The following is a 24768-nucleotide window of genomic DNA, read 5'->3' as shown; positions in this document are numbered from 1 at the left end:
AGCAGACAACCTGATGCGGCATCCGGACAAAAACGGCGCGCCTGCCCATCCGGTTGTCTGTCTGCCAGGCCCGGTGAGTCCACTAGCTAGAAGCATATGAAAGGGGTTTTTCATTCGTGAATACGGATATGGCAAACCGCAGAAGGAATCTATCATCAGTTCATCCTTATGTGTATGCGAGTTATGAAGTTGGCTTTGATTTCGGATATGTCGCTGTCATCGATCCTGTACAAGATAGGATCATCGAACGGATTAGGGTGGGCAGCGAGCCTGGTCCCATGTGCATGGACCCCTCTGAGAAAAAGCTGTACGTCATTAATACCCGTGAAGATTCAGTCAGCATCATTGATCTTGATACCTTTAAGGTTCTCAATACCGTTCACATTGGCAATCCGTTCGTCAAGTTCTATCCTAATTCTATCTTCGCTGCTCCTAAGGGTAACAAAATATATGTAGCCCAATCAGATCCGGGCATTACCATTATTGACTTCCTCACAGATGAGGTTATTAAAGATGTGCAACTGGCAGGAGGGATTAATTGGCCTTTCGCCTTTGCTGGAAATGAGAACAGCTCCTTTGTCTATGCTGCCTGCCGGAGTAATGATGTTATCGCCATTTCCATTGACGACGATACCGTTCATCCCTATACAGACGGAATGGAGCTTACCTTTGACGGGAGCCGCAATCCCTTGGCCGTTCATCCCGATGGACACACCCAAGTCACGTTTGGACCTGCCGGTATGCTTACCTATTTTGACGATGATTCTATTGGGTACTCCAGTACGTCAAGTCTGCTGGACAATACGGTATCCGGGGTCTACACGGACGACAAAAGATTATTCTGCACCATGCGCGAAGACAAAAACTATCTGAAAGTAATCGGTAATCTGGCCATTGATAAGAATGGAATCGTCACCCATAAGAGTTTTGCGGATTTTCCCAGCTACAAAGGGCAGGATAAAATCCGTCTTTCACGTACGCAAGCTTATCTTGGCGTTACCGTTCAACCTACGGATTCCGCATTAGGCGGTGTGCAAATCATTGACTTACATGAAGGCTATAACCATTTGGTTGAACTTCCTTATGTCGGCGATATGGCGTTCTTCGATGATACCAAGATCTATGTGGGAGAAGGGACCTCCATTCGTCCAATTGATGTGGCAACCGCAACGGCGCTGCCTGCTATCGTGCTTGGGGTCGTCACGGATCGCCTCAAAGTCAATAATATTATTTCCGGTTATAGTAATCAATCCTTACAGTAAACAATTATACGGGTCATTAACCTAACTTACGGCAGACAACCGGCTGTGGCATCTGGATACAATCTGGCGCGCCTGCCCACCCTGATCGTCGGTCCGCCGGGCCCGGCGAGTCCACTAGAAGTGCCACAAGAAAGGAGATTTATCTATGAATCCGAACAAGGCAAACAACAGGAATTTACCCTCAGGTGACCCTTACGTCTATGTGACTTATGAAATTGACTATGCATTTGGATATGTCGCTGTTATTGATCCTGTAGAAGATAAGGTTATCAAGCGGATTCCAGTAGGCATCAACCCTGGTCCTATGTGCATGGATCCTGCAGAGAAGAAGCTTTACGTCCTTAATACCCGCTCGAGTTCAGTCACCATCATTGATACGGATACCTTTAACATTATCAAAACCGTTCGTGTTGGTACTGTTGGCAGCAGGGTTACCAATCCTGTTGCTATCTTCGCTGCTCCTTACGGTAACAAAGTCTATGTTGCCAATTCCGGAGATCATAACGTTACGATTATTGATACCAACACGGATACAGTTATAACCAATGTGGACGTCGGCCAAGGCAGACCTTTCGCCTTCGCGGGCAATGAGAATAGCGACTTTGTCTATCTTGCCTGCAAGGTTGCCGATAAAAAAGATTATGTAATCGCCATTACCATTGACGATGACAACTTTACCCGGTACAATTTGGGATTTGAACTTACCTTAGACGAGACCCGCAACCCCTTAACTGTTCACCCGGATGGACACACGCAAATCACCCTTGGAACGATTGGCATGATTACCTATTTTGGAGATGATGAGATTGGCTTGCCTAACTCGTTAAGCTTGCTGGACAATACGGTATCCGGCGTCTATCTGGACAACCAATTGTTATTCTGCACCACGCAAGGAGAAAGAGCTTATCTGAAGCGATTTACTAATTTGGACATTGATTGGGAGAATCACATCACCTATGATAATTTCAGAGATATCCCCAGCTACAAAGGTCAGGATAAAATTCGTGTGTCGCGTACGCAAGGCTATGTTGGCATCACCATTCAGCCCACTACTCTCCCAACCGGTGGCCTACAAATCTATAATGTAAACAGTGCCAGTTCCTGGCTTGTTCCTCTCTATTATGTCGGCGACCTGGCGTTCTTCTCAGACACCAAGGCTTATGTGGGGGAAGCAAATGCGATCCGTCCGATTGATCTGGCAACCGCTACGGCCCTGCCCGCTATCCCGATTGGGTTCCCAAACGACACTCGTATCACCGTCAAGAATATTATTTCCGGTTATAGCAATCAATCCTTATAGCGGATTAATCGACAGTAGGTACAACTTTCAAGCAACCGCTACCCACTTTCGGCGGATTCGGAGGGATTTATCCCTTTCATTTCAGTATGTATACGCAGAGCAGCGGTTCCCCAATACTGGAGAACCGCTGCTCTGTTTGACTTGTATAGTTAGTATGGAGTTAAGCCGGTAACTTAGAGATGCAGCTTATACACCCAGCTTACCTATGCCCCAACAGATTAGCGATGACTTGCGCACTCTCGGCACGGGTCATGGTCTCCTGCGGCGCGAATTGCTGGTTGCCGCGTCCTTGGATCAGGCCGGCCTGTTCAGCGGTAACGGCAGCGTTCTTCGCCCAATCCCGAATCCGGGAATAGTCACTGAACGAGCTTCCGGCTGAATCTCCTGTCTGGCTTCCCGGGAGGGTGGCGTACGCCCGCACGATCATGACCGCCATCTCCTCGCGGGTAATGCGTTCATTAGGAGCGAAGGCATCCTTACTACGTCCGAGCACGATGCCCGCTTCATGCACTGCCGCCACGGCTTCAGCGTACCAGGACTTGGCATCCACATCGGCAAATGCGGATGGGCTTGCCGACTTAAGGCCGAGCGCACGTGTAATCATCGCGGCGAATTGCGCCCTTGTGACTTCTCCTTGCGGCTGGAACTCGGTGCTGGAAATCCCTTCGATGATATGCTTTGCAGCCATAGACTTAATAACACCGCTGGCCCAGCTATTGCCGCTGACATCCGAGAATGTCTTGTCATACTCCAGCACCGCATACTGGCTGAAATGCTGCACACCAGCGGTAAGTTTACCGTCTGTCAGCGTGCCGCCCATGTATTCCACGGCACCGCTGGCAGCAATATAGTAGACGCCGAGTAAGCTGCGGTTAGCATTAGGATCAACCGTGAAGGTAATCGTCAGCGGCTGGTTAAACGTTGTGACCGGTACGGCAGTGCCATCCGCAGCCACAGCCTCCAGGCTGAAGCGGATTACATCGCTTGCCGCCAATAACCGGACGGACCCGTTAACCGCCGGGTTGTTCATCAGCTGCTCCGCAGTTGCTCTCGCTGTCTTCACGGCAGAGAGTCTGATTGCCGTTCCCTCCGGCTGTCCTCCAGCTCCGACGGCCTTCTCCCGGATGCTCTTCAGCACTTCCGGGCTCAGCTCAACGGCAACTGTGTTCCAGGCAAAACGCAGGGTATTTTCTCCAGTCATTCCGGCTAAACCCGCTGGAAGCAGCACGGATTCTGTAGCATCTGTAAGGTGAACGGTTATAGCTCCGCCAGCCGGTGCCGGGAAATCAGCCGATGTAAGAACCTTCTCCGTCTGCGGTGAAGGGGACGGTGCTGCAGTTGGCGAAGGCGTTACGGCCGGTGCCGCTGTCCATACCGGCGCCGCTGTAGGAGCCGGTGTTGCTGTCGGAGCGGGAGTTGGCGTCGGGGTTGGAATTACTTCCGGCGGCAGCTCCGCTTCTTTTACAGTGACCGTTCTTGTCACTTCAGCAGCCGTATTGCCCGCTGTATCCGTCACATTATAATGATACACATAGCTGCCTGCTGCTGAAGTATCCAGCGTCAACACGGTCTCCCCATCCTGCGTAATCGTTGCAACGATACGGTCTGTAATATCGCCGTCCCGGTCATCTGCTGCTGTAGCTCCGGCATCCGTATAGTCTGCACCCTGCTCCAATTCAACGGATGCTTCACCAAGCAAGGTAATTACAGGCTTCGTTACATCCGGGTCCAGCGCAACCACTACCCGTCTTGTCACCTCAGCAGCCGGATTGCCCGCCGTATCACTGACATTATAATGGAAGGTATAGATATCGACCTTGGATGTATCCAGTTCAGTCAAGCCATACACTTCGCTGGTCACCGTTGTCGTAATACGGTCAGTGATATCCCCGTCCTGATCATCATTGGCGGTAGCTCCCGCATCGGTATATTCCGCTCCGACCAGTAGATTAACTGTCGTCTCACCATTCAGGGTAATCACCGGCGGAACCCTATCCGGTACCGGCAGCGTAATCGTTCCGCTGGCAGCACCCTCTGCCGATGCTTCTCCCTTGCTTAAGGTTACCGAGAAAGTGAAGCTGCCCTCTGTATCCTCCGTTGCTCCCCGGAATGCAGACAAGGTAATGTCCCCCAGGGTAACCCCTGTGCCCTTGAAGCCCGGCAATCCGCCGATGGTCTGCGCCAGCCAAGTCCGTACAGCCTCTTCATTTCCCGCTGTCTCCTTCTTCACGCTGTACTCAGCACCTTCAAGAATGCTCTTCGCCTCAGAGACAGCCTGCTCATTCTCCACACTGGTCTTATCTCTGGCTACAGCCAGATAGCTGATCAGAGCCGCCTGACTGAACGTATTGTTCACCGAATATTTCACCGTACCGCTGACCGGCAGCGTAAAATCATGCTGAACCATGACCCCATTCGGGCCAGCAACCAGGCCGGTCTTAACGGTCTCATTCACGGTCTTGCCCTCAGCATCCAAATAGCTGAGTGTAATATCCATGGTCCGGCTGGCATTGTTCCACCAGTCCAGATGGTAGGAAGTAATCGTGTATGGGCCCGCAGAGAGCGGCAGATTGTAGACGAGCGGCGTATTCTTCGTATTCGAGTTGTATACCCCTGTCTGGGCCTTATCGGTAATGACTACAGCACCGCCCAGCCCCTTAGGGTTATAGTTCGCCCCCGTGTTGGTATGTCCCCATACCGTGTCATCTGCCGACAGCTGGTCTGCTTTGTTATTCAGCAAGCCCTCGCCTGCAAAATTCTTAATCGTCGTAAATGGCGGGGTGTCGCCGTCCGCCGAGACTCCAGGATCCAGGAAGTACACAAGCCCTTGTGGCACTACCTCCACATAAGCTGTGGTCTTCAAGCTTCCATAGGTGCCGGTTACAGCCACCCTTTCATAAGGAGTATTGAAGCTGACCGCTTCGAGATTCCACTTCACGGCCACCAGTAATTTCGTGCCGTCTGCACGTGTGGCTTCCACCTTGGCGGGAAGCTCCGGCAGCTGTCCTGCATAGGTTGCCATATCCGCAATAGCGGCAAGCTCTCTCACATCTCCCGTAGTCAGCAGATTGCGGGCGAAGGTCAGGCGGGCTTCAAGCTGCTCAGCTCCTTCCTGATCCAATCTGTACAGAACCGGATCACTTAGTGCTGCCTGGGCTACGCCCAGTGCATGAACGAAGATATTCCAGTCCTTCTCGGGGAAAGTATCCTCCCTGCTGATCTCCAGCGCAGCACTCACCGCCTGCTGAAGTCCCGCTCTATCCGGGCTGCCCGCTCCTTCCCCGCCGATGACCGCTACGGAATCCACGGCCAAGGTTCCGCTCAGCACCTTGATCTGGACAGTATGCTCACCGTATTTCAGCCCGCGCAGCGTGAAGGTCTGATACAGCTCCCTCGCTGCGGAAGCAGCACCTGAGACCACTTCAAGTTCGCCGTCCACTACAGCTTCCAGCTTGGCTGAGCCGTCATTCGGTCCCAGAATATCAAGTCCCGTGCCGGTAAAAGTATACTTCAGCACCGCACCAGCCCCTTGGCTGGTAGAGAGGGACCGCTGATACACATACATGCCTTTGCCATTCTCATGGGCCCAGGCACCCTCGTATGCCAGCTTCGCCCCAGGTGACTGCGCCAGATCAAACATTTCCAGATTATCCAGCTGCTCTGAATAATAAGGCGTATAACCCTCCACCTTCTCCACCTTCAGATTGTCGAAGCGGACATGGTAGAAGCCGCTCGCGAGCTGCACGCGTCCGGAGAGCTTCGGATTCGGATCGGTATAGGAGGCAAGCTCAACCTGATCCAAATAAGCAGTCACCGTGTCACCGGCCACCTGAATGGCAATGTTATGCCACGCGTCATGTGCGGTATCAAATCCGTCAATCTTCACGCCGCCGGAGCCGGTGGCCGCATTGCCGCTGGCGACCACGGTGCCGCTGGACAGCAGCTGCCATCCACCATCGAACCAGAACTTGAGCGCATAAGGGGTGCCGTTAATCGTCTGCGGCCCGCCTTGATATCTGGCTCCAACCGCTGCGTAATTGTTCCCTCCATAAGTGCTGTTCTGTTCAAAAGACACATCGGCACTCGCCTTGTAATTGGTCCAGCGGTAATCCCCGATTACTGTGACCGGATCACCGCCATTCCAGGCGCCGCCTACTCCGGTGGTCGTCTGGTCCAGCTGCTGCCGCAGGACGTAGTTATCCGTGCCGTCAACCAGATACCCCTCGAATGCGCCGTTAAGGTCCTGGGTATAGCGCGGAATTACACTATACGAACCGCCGCGTGAGCCTACATAGCTCTCTACGCCTGTAATTGTACCGCCTTCTCCGATAACGGGAACGGTTCTGTCCCCATAATTGAAGTCATCCGCATACAGGATCTGATCCTCCGTATTCTGTACGAACCCGGTTGCATCGGTGTCAAGCACCGTACGTTCTCCTTCAACCGGAAGCGGCGTAACGAACTCTTCATCCGTGCGGTTATCCAGTGTGGTTACGGTTACAATCGAGAACGGCTTCACACGTATGGTATATAGGCCGCTGCCATCGGCATGGGCATCACCAAGAGGCTTCATATAATTGCTGTTAAAAGCCTGACCTTTGTCCGCCGCGCGGGTCTCCCACACCTCCAGGGAAGGATTTCCGGTATAGCCCATGTTCACGGCCTGGAGCTTGTAGATCTTCTCATACTGGCTGTCATTGATGATTACAGTCGAGAAATCCTGCTTGTCAGGAGCGGCAAGCGTCATATAACTCGGAGTGCCGTTGCGTCCGCTGACCGGATTCGTGCCCGTTGCCCCGGTGTAGCTGGCCTCAGGAACGGCTCTCCAGATGCCAGCCGTATTGTCTTCATTCTCCCAGCCGGTCTTGGCGAATCCGTTAAAATGCTTCAGAATGACCAGCCCCGCGTCATAATGAATGAAGCCCGACCACGGGTCACGCGCACTGAGCAGCTCTTTGAAGGAGTATTGTCCACCTTCATAGAAGGACCCAATCGCCGGCTGATAGATGAAATGCGTCCGCCGGGAATTCACGAAGCCCTTGATAATGGTATTGCCCATCTCCAGCGGCCCGCCGGTGCCGCCAATTCCTGTACCTGCCTCTGACGGGTCCTTCATATTATTATTAGGACGGAAGGCCGAGTTGCTGAAGGTGGCCTGTGCCTCACTGTTCCAGATTTCCTTGTCGAACTCATCGGCAAGCCGTTTGAAATTTCCTTTGCTGTCATCATCGGTATTGTAATGGAATCCGGCAGCAGCTACCGCCTCACGCAGCGACAAATCGTTCACCATGGCATCCCCGAAGGAGCCGATGCCGACCTCGTCGGAAATCACCAGCTGGATACTGTGGTACAGCTCTTTCTCCTGATCGTTTTTGAAATCTTCAGTATCATTCTTGACCCTCTCGCCATAGTGCTTCGTCCAGGCCAGATCCGGCGCGTGCTCATTGATATGGGGATTCACATAATCCACCATATAGCCGTATTCGCGGTATGCGGCCAGAATGGTCTTTTTGTACCAGGTATAAATCTTGTCGTTATTGTTAGCCCAGGCTGGAGCATTCCAGCGCAGGAAGCTCACCTTGACCGCCGGATTGACGGCCTTGGCATCCGCCGCAAGCTGGAAGCCGGGATGCCGGGCCACATTGGCCTCTTCATCCTCCGTACGCATCGTTGAAGGGTCAGGACCGGTAGAGTTATTGCGGTCATTGCCCATTTCAATCTTGACATGGTCGATCAGCGGGCGATCACCGCCGAACAGAATCTTCAGCATTTGGGCATAGGCCTCTGGCTGCTCAGACTTATAGTCCATTAGCAGGGCACTGGTGCTGTTGCCGCTGAGTACGCCGAAGCCCTTGAAGGTCAGTCCGTTGACATTATCCTGCCGGATATCGTTCCCATCGAGCAGAATCTTGGTTGTAGAAGCTGCGGTCTGACGGGCGTCATCCATCTCTTGCTTGATCGCGCCCCTGGCAACAGCGAACCAGCTAAGAATCGGCTTCTCCCCGGAGACATAAGCATAGGTCAGCGTCATCGGACTGCTGGTGTCAATATCTGCGGCAATGGTAAATTCACCGGAAATAAACTTCGTACTATTCGTGTTGAACTGAGCAAACGGGATCGTCTTGGTCTCCCCGCTGCTATTCTGGTATTCCAGCCGGGGCTGAATGACCCGGTCTCGGCTGCCGTACCAATCATAGAAACCGCTGCTAAGCGTATAGGTTCCAGACTGAAGCGCTTTCAATTTATAGATAATATCGTTGCTGGCAGGGTCTGCACGCAGCCCGACAACCCATAGGCTTGGATCAGCGGCAGGATCGGTAAGATTACCGTTCTTGGAATTTTTCACTTTATGAATGGAATCATCGAATCCCCAGTCTGTGGTACCGGCGACATACCTCTGGTCCGGTGACGGGTTAAGCAGCTCACTGCCGGTCAGTGTTCTGACTGCTTCGTATAGAGGTGAAGCAGAAGGACCATTGCCAAAAGAATCGCCCCCTCTGCCGCTGTCCACAAAGTAGACCAGCGGACTGCTGGCTGGCGGAACCACCTCCACACTGGCAACCACCGGTCCGCCGTTCGCGGTTCCGGTAACTGCCACCGTATCATACGGTACATCGAAGGTATCTTCGCCGATGTTCCAGTTCACCGCCGCAGCCTGACCTGCAATCTCGATGCTTGCCGGAAGTGTCGTACCTGCGGTAGTCTTGGTGCCCATATAAGCCGCAGCATAGACCGTATCGACGACAGCCGCCGACGCCGACGGCAGACCGAGGGCAGGGAACATCCCGGCTACGAGTGTAGCGGACATCAGCACGGAGAATAGCCTTTTCTTAACGCGGTTCTTTCTGTTCATTCATTAATCCTCCTCTTCCTCACTTAAGTAAGCGCATTCAGCATGTCGCTAGAAGAATAATTGACCTGGGCAGACCTTCGTCTAAATTCACAATGCGGGTATACAAATACCTGGCAGACTGCGAAAAACTGCAACTGCCAGGCGGATACTCTACTCACCTCAATCCCCGATTGGGACTGGATAGGATAGTTGTATTACGTGCAAGTGGTTTACACTGCATAAGAAGCACTAAAGAAATTAACAAAAAGCAAAAGAAGCGGAGGGGAAATTTGGAACTGTAGGAGCGGTAGCGACCGCCTTTGTCACCGGATTTCACCCGCGAACAGCGGTTTAAATCAAGAAATCTGGTGACAACAGCGGCCGGAAGTCCAAATGTTCACCGCAGCGACGATGCAGCTTCAAGTTCAAAACTTAAGTGCGTCTTATATAGTTAAAATCTGACTCCACTACCCCTTAATCCCCGAAGCAGCAACGCCCTGCACGAAATACTTCTGAAGCGCCAAGAATACAATCACTACCGGAATGATCGACACCACACTCGCCGCCATAATCAGGCCATACTCCGCAGAATACTGTGAGATGAACATCCGCAGACCGATCTGAATGGTCTTGAGCTTCGTATCGGTCAGATAGATCATTGGCCCGAGGAAGTCATTCCAGGTGGCGACGAAGGTGAAGATGGTCAGCGTGGAGAGCGCCGGCTTGGACAGCGGAAGCATGATTCTTGCCCAAATTCCGTATTCGCTCAGTCCGTCAATCCGGGCCGCTTCACATAATTCATCTGGCACCCCTTGATAGAACTGGCGCATCATGAACACACCGAAGGCCGAGAAAGCCTGTAGCAAAATGATCGCCAGGTGGGTATTGTTCAGTCCCATATAGCGCATCAGAATGAACTGCGGCACCATGTAGGCCTGCCAAGGGATCGCGATCGTGGCGATGTACCCCAGGAAGATCACATTTTTGCCTCTAAAATGCAGCTTGGAGAAAGCATACGCCGCGAAGCTGGAAGTCAGCAGTTGCAGAATGGTAACAATAATCGATAATTTCGCTGTATTGTAGATGAATCGTCCGAGTGGAATCCGTGTCCAGATATCCGCGAAGTTCTCCCAGCGCGGATTCGCCGGAATCCATTGCATCGGGAAGGAGAAGACATCCTTGTTCAGCTTGAGCGATGACGACAGCATCCAGATATACGGCACCAGCATTGCCAGCACGGTCAGAATTAACAGGGCATATACAAGCACTATTAAGCTGATTTTAAGTCCTTTACTTTTACCAACCATATCTTATAGATCCCCCTATTGTCCGTATTTCTTCTCGCCGCGGAACTGGACGATGGTAATGCCGAGTACCAGCAGGAAGAGCACAATCGCCATGGCACTGGCATATCCGTAATCCAGCGAGCGGAACGCCGTGTTGTAGATCTGATAGACCATGACCCGTGTAGCATTATTGAGCTGGTTATCCGCGCCCGCGAACAGGTTGATGAAGATATCGTAGACCTTGAACGAGTTGATGACCAGAATCATCAGGACAAAGAAGGTGGTTGGTGCCAGCTGTGGCACAGTCACGTTGCGGAATCTTCTCCACGGGCCTGCCCCGTCCAGCTCAGCCGCTTCATACAGCTCTGGATTAATGCCCTGGAGACCGGCCAGATAGATGACCATGTAGTAGCCCATATTTTTCCACACGGTGAAAAGCACTACCGTAAACATCGCCCACTGCTTATCCGCCGCCCAGCGGGGCAGGTCCTCCAGCGGAATGCCGGTAATCAAGTGCAGGATGTTGTTCACCGGACCCATGGTCGGGCTGAAGATGAAGTTCCATACCGCCGCAACCGCTACCAGCGAAGCCACGTAAGGGAAGAAGAAGACCGTTCTCATGAAATTACGGCCCATAATCTTCTGATTGAGCAGAATCGCCAGGGCCAGCGCAACGATCATGGTCAGCGGCACGACTCCGACGGTGTAGACAATCGTGTTCCACAAGGCTTTGTGGAAGGTGGTATCCGAGATCAGCCGGGAGAAGTTGTCCAGCCCGATGAACTTCATCGGATTGGCCCCGTCCCATTTCACAAAGGCCAGAATAAAGGCAAAAATCATCGGTACCAGGGTGAACAGGGCAAATCCGATAAAGTTCGGCGCAATAAAGCTATACGCGACCAGGTTATCCCGGAGTCCGCGCGACAACCGGCTTTTTGGGCTCTTATTTGTACGCAATATGGTTTCGTTCTGCATTCGTTCTCCTCCAAACCTTATATAACATCCCCGCAAAGTGGGAATTACATCGATACCTGTTAATGTGAGTGCTGCGATGTCCTCTATTTATATGGAAGGCGGGCCTTCGCCCGCCCCTCCTTCAGGACACTAACATTACAGGTTCACATTAATTGTTCAAAAGCTGGCCTACACGGTCATTCATATCCTTCAAGCCTTCGTCAATCGTAGCGTTCTTAGTCATGATGTTGTCATGCGCTTCATTCAGAATAACCTCAATATCCGCACTCTTCTCATGAATCGGCATTTCCAGGTAAGTCTGAACGGTATTCAGTGCAGCCTTGCTGTTCTCATCTGCCGGGAAGCCGTCGATAGAGGTGATGGAATTGATCACTTCATCATTCTTGATCGCAGGAATCGTACCGGTGGAAGCAATAACCTTGGCGCCTTCTGCCCCGGTTACGAAGTTCATGAAGTCAAGCGCTGCTTCTTTGTGTTTGGACTTCTGGTTTACAGCCAGAGAAGTAATCGTTCCCAGAGTTGTACCGGCTTCAACGCCGTCAGGATGAGGGTATTTCACGATGCCCCATTCCGCAGATTGGGATTCGCCGCTCTTCACCTTCTCAATTTGGGTGGCAATGAACCAGCTGCCCATGTTCATCATGGCTACGGAGTTGTTGTAGAATACGCCGGAGTAATGCGTGCTGGAGGTCTTCAGAGTCGCGTAATCCATAACGATACCGTCTTCCTGCTCCTTCAGAATCCGCTCATAGGTAGGCTTCAGGAAGTCATAGTTGCCGCCGACCACGGTGTTCTTGCCGTCCAGAATGCCGAACAGTTGAACCGCGCTCCGCCAAGTGTGGTAGTGGGCACCGTATACTTTTTCCGAGCCGCTGCCGGAGGTCATCTTGCGGGCCAGCTCATCATATTGGTCGAAGGTCATATCATTAGTCGGATAATCTACACCAGCTTTGTCGAACAAGGCTTTGTTGTAGTAGATCAGCCAGAAGTCACTGCGGAACGGAAGCGCATACACCTCGCCGTTCACTTCAATCTGCTCAACCGTACCGCCGTATACGGAAGGATCGATCGATTTGTCACCCATGTAGGTCTTCAGCGGCTCCAGGTGGTTCTGCTTCACCAGGTTCGAGTAGCCCGGAATGTCTTTGATCGTCAGGACGTCCAGATCCGCTCCGCCCGAGAGCTGTGTGCTGAGCATGGTCATATAGTCGGTGGAGCCAAGATCGACATATTCAATGGTTACGTTAGGATTTGCAGCCTTGTAAGCATCGATCAGCGGTTTGTAGTATGCAGTAGCTTCCCAGTCCCACAGCGCCCATTTCAGTGTTACCGGCTCCTGGCTTGGTTCGGAGGAAGCGGTTGCAGCGTTGCCCGAAGCAGGTGCGGCAGTGGCAGCAGCGTCTTTCGTATTGTTATTGCCGGAGCATCCGGCCAGCATGCTCACGGAGAGCGCGGTGGCAAGGGTCATGCCGTAGAATCTTTTCAAGTTCATTCGATTATCCCCTTTATCTTCTGATGATATTTCAGCAGCCGGCATCTGTTGCTCCGGCCTTAGTTCAAATTGTAAGCCTTTTCAGACGCGATGGGGATGCAAAATCAAACACAGTTCATTCACTATTCTGTGCTCTTCTCCGCACATCCTGCCCCAAACCTGTAATTTCTTATCCGAAACCTGTAAAATTCTCAGCTTCTCCCCCTGGCTCTATAATGAAACGCAGGAATATGCTATGGTAGTTGAAAACGCTTTAAATAGGTCCAGTTATAGATGAAGGAGTGTTCACCACGGTACGTAAATCTACTATTAAAAGCCGCATTATTCTGCTCATGACCGCCTTTGCGCTGCTGATTGCGACGCTGCTGTCCTGGTTTAGCTACGAACTGATTACGTATTACCAGCGCAAAACAACGATCCAGGCGACGGAATTCAACCTTCAGCTCGTCTCCCATATTATCGAACAGGATCTGATTGACCTGACTACGCTGGCGATGACCAGCAGCACCAACTCGTCCACGAACACCCTGCTTACCGAATATTTCGGTTCGGCGGAGGCCAGCCCCAAGCAGGCGCTTAATGTGTTCAACGCGATGCAGGACGATGTGCGGATCAACCGCTCCTATAGCTATGTACGCCGCCTGATTGCCACAGATAACAGCGGAAAGTTCCTGCAGGTGGAGAATTTCGGCACCTCCATTCCGCTTACGATCCATAATATCGGTCAAGTGACCGGTCTGACGAATGATGCCCAAGAGCAATGGGACCGCGTCATTAAGGACCCGCTCTCCAATTCCTACGGTATTCCCTTCGTGTTCCCGATCTATGGCCGGGGGGCTACCCGGGTGGGCACCGTCTACCTGCTCGCGAATACCTCCGTCATTACGGACAAGCTGAAGGGCTATGCCCTGCCGGAGCACTCCCGGCTGCTGCTTACGCTCGGCGATCATCATTATCAGCTTAACGGAGATCAGGTCAAAGCTATTGAAGAGCCGTATGAGCCGGTAGCCTATACCAGTGACAAGCCTGTCGGCCCCGATACCGAGCTGTCCATGGTGAAAATGCAAGATGATGGGGAAAGCCATATCGTGGTATCGTATCCGGTACGCAGCGGTGTCATGCTCTCGCAGACCTTATCCAGCGACCAGTTCGCGCCCCGGAGCAATATATGGATTCTCGTCCTGCTCAGCGTCTGTCTGCTCGTGCTTGTCTTAAGCGCGATCATTACGCTGTATTTGACCCGCACGATCAGCCTTCCAGTCGAGAAGCTGAAGAAGCGTATGGACAAGATTGCCCAGGGCAACTTCCTGCTGGACTCGGGTATTGAATGGAACAGCGAGCTGGGCGATGTCGGCCGGGGCATTAACCGCCTGTCCCAGGATATCGTAGCCCTCATGGACAGCCGGCTCGCGGACGAGAAGCAGAAGCAGGAGCTGGAATACCGGATGCTCCAGAACCAGATTAATCCGCATTTCCTCTACAATACCCTGAACTCGATCAAATGGATGGCTACGATCCAGAACGCCACCGGTATTGCAGAGATGACGACCTCCCTATCCCGGCTGCTCCGCAGCATCGCCAAGGACAACCGGCGGCTGATGCCGCTGAAGGATGAGCTGAGCTTGCTGGATGATTATTTCCTGATTCAGAAATACCGCTATGGCAGCACGGTTACCATGGTCACAGAGATTGAAGAGGAAGCGCTGCTTGGCGGGCTTATCCCGCGCTTCACACTCCAGCCCTTGGTCGAGAATGCGATTTTCCACGGCATCGAGCCCAAGGGCCGAGGCGACATTGTTGTCCGGGTCACGAAGAGCGGATTCACGGATCTGCTCATCACGATCGAGGACAACGGGGTAGGGATGACGGAGGAGCAGATTGCCACCATTCTAACCGTTCCCGGGGACGAGGCTAAGGGAATGCTGGAGAATATCGGGCTGCGCAGTGTGAACGAACGGCTGCAGCTCGCTTTTGGCAGAGAGTACGGCTTGTCCATTGAGAGCGAGCCCGGCCGCTATACCTTAATGAAGCTGCTGCTCCCCTTCCGGCAGAGAGAATAGCTAAGAATCCCCCACAAAGTGAGGCCTTAGCTTCGATGAGTACTCAGGTACTTTGCGGGGACCCCAAAAACAATAGCATACTGAGCAAGGATGTGATGAGCTTGATCAAATTATTAATCGCAGATGATGAAGCCCTGGTCTGCATCGGACTCCAGTCCATGCTGAAATGGGAGCAATATAACATTGAGATTGTCGGCATCGCCCACAACGGCGCACAGGAGGAAGAAATGATCGACACCCTCCGCCCGGACATTGTGATCAGCGATATCAAAATGCCGATCAAAAGCGGCCTGGAGGTCGCCGGCTCGGTCCGCCGCAAATACGGGCGGCTTCCGCTATTCATCATGCTGACCAGCTACGAGGAATTCCAGTATGCGCGCGGAGCGATTGAGATCCAGGCTACCGATTACCTGGTGAAGCTGGAGCTGACCCCGGAGGCGCTGGCCGAATCGATCCGCCGGGCCACCAGTATCCTGGAGGAGTACCAGACCATGGAGAGCTATCCGAAGCTGGTCCATCGCGGCAATCTCCAGGCCCAGCGGGATAAATTCTTCATCCGGCTGTTAAGCGGCCTGTTCGAGAACAAGAACCAGTATCTGCTGCAAAAGGAGGATCTAGAGGTGGACCTCTCCGCGCCGGCTTATCTGGTCTGTACCTGCCGCATTCTCGGGCCGGACACCGTCCCGCCGCGCGGGGATAAGCTGGTGGCCTTATGCTCAAGCACCGTGCAGATGGCAAAGGATACACTGGCCTCCAGAAGCGCCTGCTACGTCACCAGCCTGGATCTGCGCAACTTCGCGCTGACCCTGCCTGTGCCGGGCCCGGACCCGCAGCTCTGGATGCAAGACATCCAGAAGCTGCTGGCGGACATGGCCTCCGTACTGCATAATTACTTCAATGTGACCATTATCGGGGCGATCGGCTTCGCGGTGGAAGATCCGTTTTTGCTGCAGGGGAGCTATCTCGCCGCCCGGAAGGCGCTGCCCGCCGCTGTGAAGGAGCGCTCCTTCGTCTTCTTCACGGAAGGCGAAGCCCTCCTGCAGGAGCACCTGCTGTTTGATTTCTCGGAATCGCGGCTGGAGATCCGCAGAGCTTTTGAAGAAATGGATACCCGCGCCCTGCACAGCATCATCTCCCGGATGATCGAGATCTTCGACGGACGGGCCGATCTGCTCGTTCCCGCCACCGATGCCGCCTGCAACATTCTATATATGGCGACCTCCCTGCTCGCGGACGGGGAGAACATGGTGGAGCAGATCTTCGAGCAGGAGCCGGAGGGCTACCGGGCGATCTATCAGATGCATACCATTGAAGAGATTACCGGCTGGCTCGTCCAGTTCCGGGACGGCTGTGTCCGGATGCTCGCCACCCGCAGACAGAGCTATAAGGAGCAGGTGGTGAAGAATGTCCAGGAGTATATCAAAAGAAATCTCGGTACCAAGCTGTCGCTTAATCAAGTCGCGGATGTGTTCAACTTCAGCCCCAACTATCTGAGCCACCTGTTCTCCAAGGTCGCCGGGGTGAACTATGTTGAGTATATCACAGAGACCAAAATCACCGCCGCCAAGGAAATGATGGTCCGCGGCGAAGGCCGGATCTACGAAATCTCCCAGAAGCTGGGCTATGAGAGCGCCTTTTATTTCAGCAAGGTGTTCAAGAAGGTCACCGGGCTCTCTCCCCGGGATTATATGCAGCAGATTGAAGGGAATGCGGGAGGGGAACACACATGATATACCTCTGAAGCGTGCGCGGATCTGATTGTGGGGCATTTATTCGGTGAGCGTACTGTAGAATGATATGGATGAGATGGCGTAATAATGCGGAAAAGTAGACAGGGCTGCCGGTATAGGCAGCCTCTTTTTATTTGCGTACAAACGGAATCATGAGCTGAGGCCTAGCTGTTTCCGAAGAGCAAGAGCCGAACAACAAAGTAAGACTTGCTGTAACCTTGGTACGAACTCCTCCTAGGCTTTTTTGGCATCCAGGGGACTCAGATGACGCTATCACGCGAAAAAACCAACTTTTCTTGTGTTTCCGGACTCAGGAGCGCTTATTTTGCCATTTGCAGCTATAAATGAGGAGTAACGGGTTAGTTAACGCCCTCTGAGTCCGCCTGGCCTGCCTAATGGTGTAATTTGGCGCTGATAAGGTCTTTCCAGTCCGCGAGGATGTTGGGGCGGGGCACCCCCTCCCTAATGTAAGCGCTCCTCAAAATCTGCTTGAAAGAACTCTAAAGAGATGATAGGATGAAGATGAATATTTAGTAAATTTATTAACTAAAAAGGCGTGAGCAGCTTGGCAACGATTAAAGACATCGCCCGCGAGGCCGGCGTATCGGCCGCAACCGTATCAAGAGTACTAAATAATGACCTGTCTCTGGCAGTCAGTGAGGAGACGCGCAGCCGGGTATTCGCTGTGGCCGGGCAGCTTGGCTACAAGCCCTCACGGGTACGGCAGCTGAAGCGGGAGAACGAGCTGGGCAGCAAGACTGTCTCTCTTCTGCTCTGGTGTTCGGCCGAAGAGGAACGGGACGACCCTTATTACGGCTCGATCCGGCGCGGCGTGGAGCTGCGCTGTGAGGAGCTGGGCATCCGGCTCGGCCAGACGCTGCGCGGACACAGCACGCCAGCCCCGCTCCGGCCCACAGGTGACGGGCTTATTGTAGTTGGCGGAAGCTTCCAGCCGGGAGAGCTTGCGAAGCTGCACCCGGATACAAGCACCACCATACTGGTCGACCATTATTCGGAGCGCCCGGAATATGACTCCGTGCGCACGCATTTCCGGCAGGCTGTCGATCAGGCGCTGGGCCATCTGCTGGAGCTGGGTCACCGCGAGATCGCCTTCATCGGAGGCGGCAGCGAGGAGGAGCGCCGCAGGCATCATTACACCCGGATTATGCAGAGCCAGGGTTGCTATGATCCGGCGCTGATCCGCACCGGAAGCTGGACCAGTGCTGACGGCTACCGGATGATGAGCGAGCTGCTGGCAGGGGTAAAGCGGCCTACGGCCTGCTTCGCCGCCAGTGATCCGCTGGCGGTCGGCGCTCTGCGCGCCCTGCATGATCACGGGATACAGGTGCCTGCCGGGATGGCTGTCGTCGGCTTCGATGATATCGAGATGGCGGCCTATGTTCAGCCTCCGCTGACAACGGTCCGCGCCTATCCCGAGCAGATGGGCAAAGCTGCGGTTCAGCTGCTCGCCGAACGGTTCGAAGGGCGCGAAGCCCCTTCACATACGATGATCGGCACGAAGCTGATTGTCCGGGAGACCAGCGGCGGGACAGCGGATTAACCGCAGCCCGGCTACCCAGTAATAGTTGTTTTGCCTGTTCCAAGGGTTCCGCAGGAGCAGCACTCAAGTTGGTCCAGATCATCAAACCTTATCCCATCACACAAGGAGTGTTATGATCATGAACATTTTTGCAGACGAATCACTAGGCTTGTTCCATCTTCAGTCCAAAGACACGAGCTATATCATCCAACTGGTAGAGGGTTACCCTGCTCATGTCTACTGGGGCGCACGTCTCCGTCATGATGACAGTCTGGCAGGAGCACTGGAGCTGCGCGAACGCGCCTCCTTCTCACCAACCCCGGTGCTAACGCGGCCTTCGCTCTCTCTGGATGCCCTGCCTCAGGAGTATCCGCAGTATGGAACGAGCGACTTCCGGCGGCCGGCCTATCAGGTTCAGCTAGCTGACGGCACGCGGATCTCTGAACTCAAATATGCGGGATATACCATTACACCAGGCAAGCCGGCACTCGAAGGACTGCCTGCCGTGTATGCGGAGAATGAAGCAGAAGCACAGACACTGGAGCTTACCCTGAAAGATGACTACGCTGGTCTAACGGTTAGACTGCTCTACACCGTATTCGCCGATCATAACGCGATTACTCGTTCCGTCCGCTTCGAGCATAACGGCGAAGCCCCGCTCCGGCTGGAGCAGGCGCTTAGCGCATCCGTCGATTTCGCCGATTCCTCTTACGATACGCTGCATCTGAGCGGCGCATGGGCCAGAGAGCGCCATGTTCAGCGCCGTCCGCTTACTCCGGGCGCTGCCTTGTCACTGGAGAGCCGCCGCGGCTCAAGCAGCCACCAGACCAATCCGTTCATTGCGCTGCTACGTCACGGCGCAGATGAAGACCAGGGGGATGTCTACGGCTTCAGCCTCGTCTACAGCGGCAGCTTCGCCGCCACTGCCGAGGTTGAGCAGTTCGGACAGACCCGTGTAAGTATCGGGATTAATCCGTTCGACTTCTCCTGGCTGCTGGAGCCGGGCCAATCCTTCCAGACCCCGGAGGCCGTGCTCGTCTATTCCGGTGAAGGTCTCGGCGGCATGTCGCGTACCTATCACCGGCTGTACCGGACCCGGCTCTGCCGTGGTGTTCACCGTGATCAGGCCCGGCCGATTCTGGTCAACAACTGGGAGGCGACTTACTTCGACTTCGATGCGGACAAAATCGCAACCATCGCCAAAGCAGCAGGCCCGCTCGGCATTGAGCTATTCGTCCTTGACGACGGCTGGTTCGGCAGACGCGACAAGGATAACAGCTCACTCGGCGACTGGTTCGAGGACCGCCGCAAGCTGCCTGAAGGTCTGGCGGATCTGGCCGGCCGGGTCAACAAGGAAGGCGTACAGTTCGGTCTATGGGTGGAGCCGGAGATGGTCTCGCCGGACAGTGAGCTGTACCGCAAGCACCCGGACTGGTGCCTGCATGCCGCAGGACGCCGCCGCACGGAAGGCCGCAACCAGCTAATCCTGGACCTCTCCCGTCCAGAAGTCTGCGACTATCTGTATGAGACATTAAGCGCGGTCTTTTCCAGTGCCCCGATTCGCTATATCAAGTGGGACATGAACCGTAATAAGACCGAGATAGCTTCTGCCAAAGCCAGCCCTGAGCGGCAAAAAGAAACAGCCCACCGCTATATGCTGGGGCTGTACAATTTGCTGGAGCGCCTGACCTCGCGCTTCCCGGACATTCTGTTCGAGAGCTGCTCCGGCGGCGGCGGCCGGTTCGATCCGGGAATCCTGTTCTATATGCCGCAGACCTGGACCAGTGACAACACCGATGCGGTAGAACGCCTAGCGATTCAATATGGCACCAGTATTGTCTATCCGGCCAGCAGCATGGGCGCACATGTGTCTGATGTTCCGAACCATCAGGTAGACCGCATCACCACCCTAGCTACACGCGGGGATGTGGCGATGAGCGGCAACTTCGGTTATGAGCTGGACCTCACAAAGTTCACCGAAGCGGAGAAGGACCTGGCTACCCGGCAGATTGCCCAGTACAAGGAGATCCGCACACTGGTGCAGCAAGGGGATATGTACCGTCTGCTGAGTCCGTTCGAGGGTAGTGGCGACACCGCCTGGATGTTCGTCAGCGAGGACAAGACCGAAGCCTTCGTCGCTTATTTCCGCGTGCTGGCCATACCGAATCCTCCGATCTCGCGCCTTACGCTCAAAGGACTCAATCCCGAGCTGGATTATGTCATTGAGACGGGGGCAAAAGGCAGCAACGGGCATGTCCACGGCGGCGCAGAAGCCTCTGCACCTGCAGATGGCGTCAGCTCCGCTCCATTCCAGCCCGCCTTTGACGGCACACCGCTGGGCGGTGACCGCCTGATGCGTATCGGTCTTGTGGTCTCCGACCTGCGCGGGGATTACGCCAGCTGCACCTACCGCCTGAGAGCGGTGCAGCGCTGATCTACAGCTTCAGACATACCACAGGCGTCAGCCTCCTTTTGGAGATTGACGCCTGTTTTTTTGTGGAGAGATGCAGTCAGGAAGGGGCTTGCTGCCGTTTCATTAACTACTTACTTCCTCCCCTACTCCTCTTCTACTCCTGTCCATGCTCCTTGTCCCGGCCAAGTAACCCGCTGAGCGCCTCAGTCACGTTCATGCCGGTAAGTGTCTGGGTCAGCTCTGGAACCTGGGCCATGATTTTGGCGATATCACCCGTAATCTTGTTCACGCCTGAGGAAGCCCCGTCCTGGGAGATGACGGTGATCTTATCTACCTTGGCCAGCGGGGAGGCGATTTTCTCAGCCAGCTCGGGCAGGATTTTCAGGAATTCCACGGTCAGGGCGGCTTGAGTGAACTGTTTGTACGCCTCAGCCTTCTTCTGCAGCGCTCCCGCTTCCGCCGCTCCGGCGAGCTGGACGATCTCCGCATTCGCCTTCCCTTTTGCCAATTCCGCCTCCGCTGTTGCCAGTCCGCGCTTGGTCGTCGTAGCGGCTTCGGCTTCCGCCTCCAGAATCTGCCGCTGCTTGGCGGCTTCCGCTCTCATGATCGTTGCTTGATTCTCTGCCTGGGCCGGCTTGATCACTGTCGCCTCCAGCTCCCGCTGTCTCAGCTCGACCTCGATCTCCCGGACTGTGCGGTTGGCTTCGGCCTCCATTTGAGTGATTTTGACCTGTTCGGTAACCAGCGACTGCTTGATCTTATTCTGCTGCAATTCGTACGCCAGATCCGCCTGTGCCTTCTTCACCTCGGTCTCCAGCTTGAAGTCCGCCTGCTTAATGTTCAGCTCCTTCTCGAACAGCGATTCCTTCGCACGGGCAGCGGTTCCTGCTTCAATCGTCGCCTGATGCGCATTGGCTTTGGCAATGGAGGATTCCTTCTCCGCCTCGGCCTGCTTGATCTGAATATCGCGTTCGGCTTCAGCCTTGGCGATGCTGGCATCACGGCGAATCCGCTCAATCTCAGGCACCCCCATATTGTCGATGTACCCTTTGTCGTCGGTAATTTTCTTGATGGTGAAGCTGACGACCTCCAGCCCCATCTTGTCGAGATCCTCTGAGCAGGTCTCCCGCATCTTGCTGTTGATTTCGTCTGGGGTCTTGAGTATAGATTCTACACTGAGCTGCCCGATCAAGCCGCGCAGATGGCCTTCCACCGAATGCAGAATAATCGTCTCGCGGTCTTCCTCCGGCCGGTCAATGAACTGCTCGCTGGCTGTGAGAATAGCGGTTGGATCGCTTTTGATCTTAATCTGGGCGACCGCCTCCAGGTTCAGCTTGATGCCCTGGCGGGAAAACATGGCCTGCGCCGGGATCACATCGAAGCTCATCAGCATCATGGAGATGGTTTTATTGTTCTGGAAGCCGGGGATGACGAATGTCCCTCCGCCCTGAACCACTCTTTTGCCGCCGAGACCGTATACGATCATGGCCTGATTGGGCGGAACCTTTTTATACGCGGTCACAATACTGGTTAACGCCAGCAGAATCACAACAACAATAGCTCCGGTTACATATAAAATTAACATTTGCTCCGACACTCCCCGTTAGTTTTGTTCCATTTCCCTCTCGAACAAAGTGACCGCTGCGATCCCCTTATCCGTCTTCACAATAATCACCCGATCGCCCCGCAATAGCGACTGACCGGATTCGGCCCGCACGCCGATGGAGCGCATGGTCCCGTGCAGCACATACTTCATCTCTCCCACGGCCCCATCCGCTGCGGCGATGCTGATATAGCCGAGCTGGCCTGCCGGATCATAATCGAGTTCACTCATACTGCTGTCATACCGGGTCATCACCCGGGCCAGTACCGTGTAGAGCAGGATGCCCGGCAGCAGGGCGATCAAGGTACAGACCAGTACCACGGTGAGCAGCTGCATCCCGCTGTACTTGACAAGCATATACCCCGTGCCGCCCCAGACGGTGACAAACACCATCAGCGGAAGAATCGGGAGAAAGCCCGGCCCCCCAGCATCCCCTCCCCCTACATGCAGGTGGCCTACCAGACCGTGCCCATGAATGCTGCCGCTTAGGATAAGCACGAGGCCAACCCAGAAGCAGACGATAAATACAGTAGCGATGGGAACCCCTCCTTTCAATGTAATATGGCTATAAGAAAACTGACTGTAGTGGCGATGCGGAAACTGACTAATGTGGTACATAAAAAGACTATTGCGGCATATAAATGACTAATCAGTGTTGTTATAAGATTAAATTGTGCTTCCACCTGTCACTATTGCCCCTAATTTCCACTTTAGGCTGCTTGGTTGTGTATGGCAGAGGCGCAATTGGATTCAAGGGCACTTGTGCTCTTCATTTCTGCATCCAGCCCATTTTCAGGGCATTCAGTGGGATTAATCCCCTTCCCTACACAGCAAAAAGACCACAGCAGCAGCAGGGCTCTCCGTGGTCGGTTACTCGATCATGGCGCTCATCCTCTCTCTTCGAGGCTTACGGGGTTAGCTGACGGATTCGGGCAGCGAGATTGCCCTACCTCACCAGAGCCATAGTAGCACACTGGCAAGGATTCACCCCGGGTACTCAGCAGCCTATCCTTAAGCCACCTGCACCAGTTGGTTCCCCCGTTCCCGTTACGGAATTCAGCCATTTCAAGAACAGTGTCATTTCATTCGGTTGTTGATTGAATCTTACGCCTGCAGCCATTTAATGTAAAACCTCACGGATGACAAAAGAAGTCAATAATGCTGTCCCTTCGTGAATGAAGGCGCATTCTTCAGCTCTACTCTTATCCGCCCGGGGATTTGCTCGCGCTATCGTCTGTTTACACCCATGTTACTCTTCCTCTCACGTACTGCTCATTTGCTCACCTAATCCCCTCCCACTCTCATACTCACTTATTCCCCTACTCTTACTCCCACACTAACTCTCACTTACCTACTCACTCATCTACTCACTCATCTACTCACTTACTCACTTACTCTCCTTCACTTACTCCCACTCTAGCTCTCACTCCTCATTTACTCACTTACTTCCCACTCCCTTCCCCACGCCCTCCTAACTTAATCTCCTCCCCCCACCTTTCTTTCTCAGTCCATTACTCCAAATTTAAAATATTCACATTTCCGTCACTCGATGCTCATTGTGCAATCTTTCCCTTTGAGCAATAATAGAACCTATAGATTCTATAGAGCTTATAGATTTCAGGGAAAGGAGGAACATTTACTTTTGAATTCCAAACTGAATCTGCGGGACAAAAAAAAAGAAGCCACCGCCTATGCCTTAGCCGTAGCGGCCTTCGAGCTTGCGCTTGAGCATGGCATGGATGGCTTCATTGTGGATGATGTTGTTCAGAAGGCTGGATATTCCCGGCGGACTTTTGCGAATTACTTCTCCTGTAAGGAGGAGGCAGTCGCCGCCTATTTCATTGGCATTATTGCTGTCCAAGAGAAAGAGAATAACCCGCTGGCTGCTCTGCCGTCGGATGCTACACCGCTCGATGCCCTGTACAATCTGCTGAAGCTGCAATTCACCTCGGAGTTCCTGCATAAGCTGCGGCAGTTCGTCTCCCTGGCTAATCAATATCCGTCCCTGGAGCCTTACATTCTCAATGTCTTCCGGCATTTGCAGATCACCGCCCAGGAGACACTGGAGCAGTTCACCCGTGGACGGTATGCCGATGGATATACCCACCTGCTGGTAGGTGCCGTCTATGGGGCCTTCGTGCCTATCCTGGACGGACGGCTGAACGTCATGCTGCCGGGTGAGCAGCAGAGCGGGGACTCCGGGGCTATGCCGTTTGAACAATACCTGAATTCCATGTTTGCTTATTTACGCAACGGCTTCTAAATTCACAGATAA

13 protein-coding genes and 1 riboswitch are annotated in these 24768 nt (G+C 53.8%); of the genes, 7 read left to right on the top strand and 6 right to left on the bottom strand.

The annotated features are described in order from the left end of the window. Window positions 1-128 precede the first annotated feature (128 nt). Both C173_RS28500 and C173_RS28495 read left to right on the top strand, forming a co-directional pair. Complete coding sequence (locus C173_RS28500; protein WP_235192059.1) at window positions 129-1262, top strand: YncE family protein; 1134 nt, start codon at window positions 129-131, stop codon at window positions 1260-1262. A 145-nt stretch (window positions 1263-1407) separates the two neighbouring features. Further along, window positions 1408-2562 carry a YncE family protein gene (locus C173_RS28495; protein ID WP_036731605.1) on the top strand — a complete coding sequence of 385 codons (1155 nt, stop codon included), beginning with the start codon at window positions 1408-1410 and terminating at the stop codon, window positions 2560-2562. A 199-nt stretch (window positions 2563-2761) separates the two neighbouring features. Here C173_RS28495 and C173_RS34380 read toward each other — a convergent pair whose 3' ends face one another. From C173_RS34380 to C173_RS28475, 4 genes are all read right to left on the bottom strand, one after another. After that, on the bottom strand, window positions 2762-9415 hold the full coding sequence (locus tag C173_RS34380) for an S-layer homology domain-containing protein (protein WP_155991674.1): 6654 nt from the start codon (window positions 9413-9415) through the stop codon (window positions 2762-2764). A gap of 446 nt (window positions 9416-9861) precedes the next feature. After that, entirely contained in the window at window positions 9862-10701 is an 840-nt protein-coding gene (locus C173_RS28485) for a carbohydrate ABC transporter permease (RefSeq protein WP_051478552.1), read from the bottom strand. 15 nt (window positions 10702-10716) lie between these two features. Next, the gene (locus tag C173_RS28480; protein ID WP_036731603.1) at window positions 10717-11655 is read right to left on the bottom strand and encodes a carbohydrate ABC transporter permease; all 939 of its coding nucleotides are present in this window, start codon (window positions 11653-11655) and stop codon (window positions 10717-10719) included. A gap of 148 nt (window positions 11656-11803) precedes the next feature. Next, window positions 11804-13147 carry an ABC transporter substrate-binding protein gene (locus tag C173_RS28475; RefSeq protein ID WP_036731601.1) on the bottom strand — a complete coding sequence of 448 codons (1344 nt, stop codon included), beginning with the start codon at window positions 13145-13147 and terminating at the stop codon, window positions 11804-11806. Between the two features lie 281 nt (window positions 13148-13428). Between C173_RS28475 and C173_RS28470 the strand changes: the two genes are divergently transcribed. From C173_RS28470 to C173_RS28455, 4 genes are all read left to right on the top strand, one after another. After that, window positions 13429-15207, top strand: coding sequence for a sensor histidine kinase (locus C173_RS28470; RefSeq protein WP_036731599.1), 1779 nt, complete (start codon window positions 13429-13431; stop codon window positions 15205-15207). Between the two features lie 101 nt (window positions 15208-15308). Beyond that, complete coding sequence (locus tag C173_RS28465; protein WP_036731597.1) at window positions 15309-16937, top strand: response regulator transcription factor; 1629 nt, start codon at window positions 15309-15311, stop codon at window positions 16935-16937. A 565-nt stretch (window positions 16938-17502) separates the two neighbouring features. Next, entirely contained in the window at window positions 17503-18498 is a 996-nt protein-coding gene (locus C173_RS28460; RefSeq protein WP_036731594.1) for a LacI family DNA-binding transcriptional regulator, read from the top strand. A 118-nt stretch (window positions 18499-18616) separates the two neighbouring features. Continuing rightward, window positions 18617-20911 (top strand): alpha-galactosidase, encoded by a 2295-nt coding sequence (locus tag C173_RS28455; protein WP_036731592.1) that lies wholly within the window; start codon window positions 18617-18619, stop codon window positions 20909-20911. A gap of 133 nt (window positions 20912-21044) precedes the next feature. Here C173_RS28455 and C173_RS28450 read toward each other — a convergent pair whose 3' ends face one another. After that, the gene (locus tag C173_RS28450) at window positions 21045-22475 is read right to left on the bottom strand and encodes a flotillin family protein (protein ID WP_036731590.1); all 1431 of its coding nucleotides are present in this window, start codon (window positions 22473-22475) and stop codon (window positions 21045-21047) included. A gap of 18 nt (window positions 22476-22493) precedes the next feature. Next, a complete protein-coding gene (locus C173_RS28445; RefSeq protein WP_235192058.1) occupies window positions 22494-23048 on the bottom strand; it encodes a hypothetical protein in 555 nt (184 codons plus the stop codon). A 334-nt stretch (window positions 23049-23382) separates the two neighbouring features. Next, a riboswitch (cyclic di-AMP (ydaO/yuaA leader) is annotated at window positions 23383-23565 on the bottom strand. Between the two features lie 570 nt (window positions 23566-24135). Here C173_RS28445 and C173_RS28440 point away from each other — a divergent pair. Then, window positions 24136-24756, top strand: coding sequence for a TetR/AcrR family transcriptional regulator (locus tag C173_RS28440; RefSeq protein WP_036731586.1), 621 nt, complete (start codon window positions 24136-24138; stop codon window positions 24754-24756). Window positions 24757-24768 lie beyond the last annotated feature (12 nt).

This window comes from Paenibacillus sp. FSL R7-277, from assembly GCF_000517965.1.
GTDB lineage: Bacteria > Bacillota > Bacilli > Paenibacillales > Paenibacillaceae > Paenibacillus_AQ > Paenibacillus_AQ silagei.
Note: the sequence above shows the minus strand (reverse complement) of the source record. Positions and strands in the feature narration are given on the sequence as shown.

What these genes read in the sequence shown, in the direction of transcription:
- C173_RS28450 (WP_036731590.1), bottom strand. Translation starts at nt 22,475, where the DNA reads ATGTTAATTTTATATGTAACCGGAGCTATTGTTGTTGTGATTCTGCTG.
- C173_RS28475 (WP_036731601.1), bottom strand. Translation starts at nt 13,147, where the DNA reads ATGAACTTGAAAAGATTCTACGGCATGACCCTTGCCACCGCGCTCTCC.
- C173_RS28480 (WP_036731603.1), bottom strand. Translation starts at nt 11,655, where the DNA reads ATGCAGAACGAAACCATATTGCGTACAAATAAGAGCCCAAAAAGCCGG.
- C173_RS28500 (WP_235192059.1), top strand. Translation starts at nt 129, where the DNA reads ATGGCAAACCGCAGAAGGAATCTATCATCAGTTCATCCTTATGTGTAT.
- C173_RS28485 (WP_051478552.1), bottom strand. Translation starts at nt 10,701, where the DNA reads ATGGTTGGTAAAAGTAAAGGACTTAAAATCAGCTTAATAGTGCTTGTA.
- C173_RS28455 (WP_036731592.1), top strand. Translation starts at nt 18,617, where the DNA reads ATGAACATTTTTGCAGACGAATCACTAGGCTTGTTCCATCTTCAGTCC.
- C173_RS28495 (WP_036731605.1), top strand. Translation starts at nt 1,408, where the DNA reads ATGAATCCGAACAAGGCAAACAACAGGAATTTACCCTCAGGTGACCCT.
- C173_RS34380 (WP_155991674.1), bottom strand. Translation starts at nt 9,415, where the DNA reads ATGAACAGAAAGAACCGCGTTAAGAAAAGGCTATTCTCCGTGCTGATG.